The following is a 2,481-nucleotide window of genomic DNA, read 5'->3' on the forward strand; positions in this document are numbered from 1 at the left end:
CCAACCCGGGCCCGCTCAAGGCGCTGCTGGCGCAGCAGGGCGAGATGGCGAACGAACTGCGCGCGCCGATGACGTGCGCCTCGGACGCGCTCGCCCGGCGCCTGGCCGGGCTGCTGGCCCGCGTGTCCGTCCAGTGAGCGCCCGGCGGCCGTGCCATGCCCGGCACAATGCCGCGCGTGCCGCCCGCCCAGCCCGCCCCGCTTTCGCCCGACAACCTGCGTGCGCTGCGCCACGCCCTGTCCGCGGGGCGCCTGGAAGCGCGCCTCGGCTTCGGCGGCGCCGTCCTGCTGCTGGCCTGCAGCGCGCCGCTGGGCCTGGCGCTGCACGGGCGCCCCGCAGGCAGCGACCGCATCGTCCTGGCCGCCCTGCTGGCCACGGTGCTGCTCTTCGTCTGCCTCCTGCTGCGCAAGCTGCTCCGGCAGCGCGCGCGCCTGTGGCGGCCGCTGGCCGAGGCGATGGCGGGCGGCGCGAAGCAGGTGACGCACGGGCGCCTGCACGCCCTGGAGGCCGCCGACGAGGGCGGCCTGCGCTACACCGTCGACGGCGAGGTGCTGCACCTGTGGCCGCTGGCCGGCCCCTTCGACGGGCCGGGCCTGGCGCCGGAGCAGCGCATCGACCGGCTCCAGCACCTTGCCGGCACCGAGATCGCGCTGCACTGGCTGCCGATCGCGCCGCAGCACGGCCTGCTGCTGGAGGCGCACTATCCCGAGGCGCCGCCGGCCACGCGCCGCACCCGCCCGTCGGAGGACGGGGACCATCGCCGCGCCGCATGGCATGCGCGCGAGCTGATCCTCGTGCTCGCGCTGGCCCTGCCGGCGGGCACGCTGCCCCTGGCCTTCGCGGGCGGCTTCGATGCCGGCCGGCTCGGCCTCACGCTGGCGATCGGCCTGCTGACCTGCAGCGCGATCGCTGCGCTCGGCTGGCTGCAGGTCCGGCGTCGGGCGGGCCGCGGGCTGCGACTGGCGACGCTCACCGGGCCGGTGACCGAGTGCTTCCGCACGCCGCGCAGCGGCAAGCACCGGCCCGCGCGCCACTGGTACCGCGTCGGCGGCGTGCTGGTCTGCCCCGGAGGACGCCGCAGCGCGCCGGTGAACCTGGGGCAGCATGTGGACGTCGAATTCCTCGCGGGCGACGGCGAGGCGGACGATGTCCTTGTCGCTTTCGGTCCGGCGAACGAACCGCCCGCCGGCGCCTGAATCAGCCGCCCGTCACCGGCGGGAAGAAGGCGACCTCCGCCCCTTCGCGCAGCGCGGCGGCATCCGTGCTCATGACCTGGTCCAGCGCCATGCGCACGGCCCGGCCGCGCGCCAGCGCGCCGGCGTAGGGTTCGCCGCGGGCGATCAGGTCGTCGCGCAACGCACCCAGCGTGGCGGCATCGGTCTGCACGGCCTCGCTGTCGCGGCCGAGGGCCTCGCGCACCGAGGCGAAATAGCGCACCGTCAGGTTCATGCCAGCCAGCCCGCGAAGGGGATGAAGCGCACGCTGTCGCCGCGGGCGATGGTCCGGCCGGCCGGATGGTCGATCACACCGTCGCCCCATACGGTGGAGGTCAGCACGCCCGAACTCTGGTTGGGGAACAGGTCCAGCCCGCCCTCGGCGTTGCAGCGCACGCGCAGGAACTCGCGGCGCCGGTCGGCGCGCGGCAGGTCGAAGTCGGCCCGCATCTCGAAGGACGGCGGCGCGAGGGCGGCGGCGCCCTGCAGCGCCAGCAGGAAGGGGCGCACCAGCAGCATGAAGGTCATGAAGCTGGAGACGGGGTTGCCGGGCAGGCCGCAGACGTGACAGGCCGTCGAGACGTCCATGCCCCCCCTCGCTTGGCGGGGGGGCACAGGGGGGGTGCCCACACTCGGCGCATCGCGTCGGCTCGATTGCCTCGCAATCGAGCCGTAAGCGAAAGGCTTGCCGGGCTTCATCGCGACGGACCACAGCTCCAGCGTGCCCAGCGTCTCCACCGCAGCGCGCACGTGGTCCTCTTCGCCGACCGAAACGCCGCCGGTGGTGATGACCACGTCGTTGCGCGCGGCAGCGGCGCTCAGCGCCGCCAGCGTGGCGTCGAGCCGGTCGGGCACCAGGCCCAGGTCCTGCACCTCGCAGCCCAGGCGCTGCAGCAGCGCGCGCATGAAGAAGCGGTTGGAGTTGTAGATGGCGCCGGGCGGCATCTGCTCCGGCGGCACGTCGCCGGGCATGACCAGCTCGTCGCCGGTCGACAGCAGCGCCACGCGCGGGCGCGGCGCCAGCGGCAGCCTGGCGAAGCCGATGCTGGCCGCCAGGCCGAGGGCCTGCGGCGTGAGACGGGTGCCGCGCTGCAGCACCACGCTGCCGGCCTGCACGTCCTCGCCGGCGCGGCGGATGTGCTGGCCGGCCACCGGCGCCTGGCGGATGCGCACGCGGCCCAGGCCCTGCGCGCCGTCCTCTGCCGGCAGCGCTTCGGCGTCCTCCTGCATCACCACGGCGTCGGCGCCCTCGGGGACCGGAGCACCG

3 protein-coding genes are annotated in these 2,481 nt (G+C 75.5%); 1 reads left to right on the forward strand and 2 read right to left on the reverse strand.

All coding sequences use genetic code 11. The features are described from left to right. The first annotated feature begins 155 nt into the window (after window positions 1–155). Window positions 156–1,196, forward strand: a complete 1,041-nt coding sequence (locus ACIY1X_RS26010; RefSeq protein ID WP_399686455.1) for a hypothetical protein — start codon at window positions 156–158, stop codon at window positions 1,194–1,196. Window position 1,197: 1 nt separating this feature from the next. On the opposite strand, the gene moaD is transcribed toward ACIY1X_RS26010, so the two are convergent. Both moaD and ACIY1X_RS26020 read right to left on the reverse strand, forming a co-directional pair. Beyond that, on the reverse strand, window positions 1,198–1,449 hold the full coding sequence (gene moaD, locus ACIY1X_RS26015; RefSeq protein ID WP_399686457.1) for a molybdopterin converting factor subunit 1: 252 nt from the start codon (window positions 1,447–1,449) through the stop codon (window positions 1,198–1,200). Then, the coding region (locus ACIY1X_RS26020; protein ID WP_399686459.1) for a molybdopterin molybdotransferase MoeA at window positions 1,446–2,481 on the reverse strand (1,036 nt) is incomplete at its 5' end. The genes ACIY1X_RS26020 and moaD, both read right to left, overlap by 4 nt.

The organism is Xenophilus sp., from assembly GCF_044462705.1.
In the GTDB taxonomy this organism is placed as follows: Bacteria; Pseudomonadota; Gammaproteobacteria; order Burkholderiales; family Burkholderiaceae_C; genus Xenophilus; species Xenophilus azovorans.

Coding starts and splice junctions, on each gene's coding strand:
- ACIY1X_RS26010 (WP_399686455.1), top strand. CDS start 156: ATGCCCGGCACAATGCCGCGCGTGCCGCCCGCCCAGCCCGCCCCGCTT.
- moaD (WP_399686457.1), bottom strand. CDS start 1,449: ATGAACCTGACGGTGCGCTATTTCGCCTCGGTGCGCGAGGCCCTCGGC.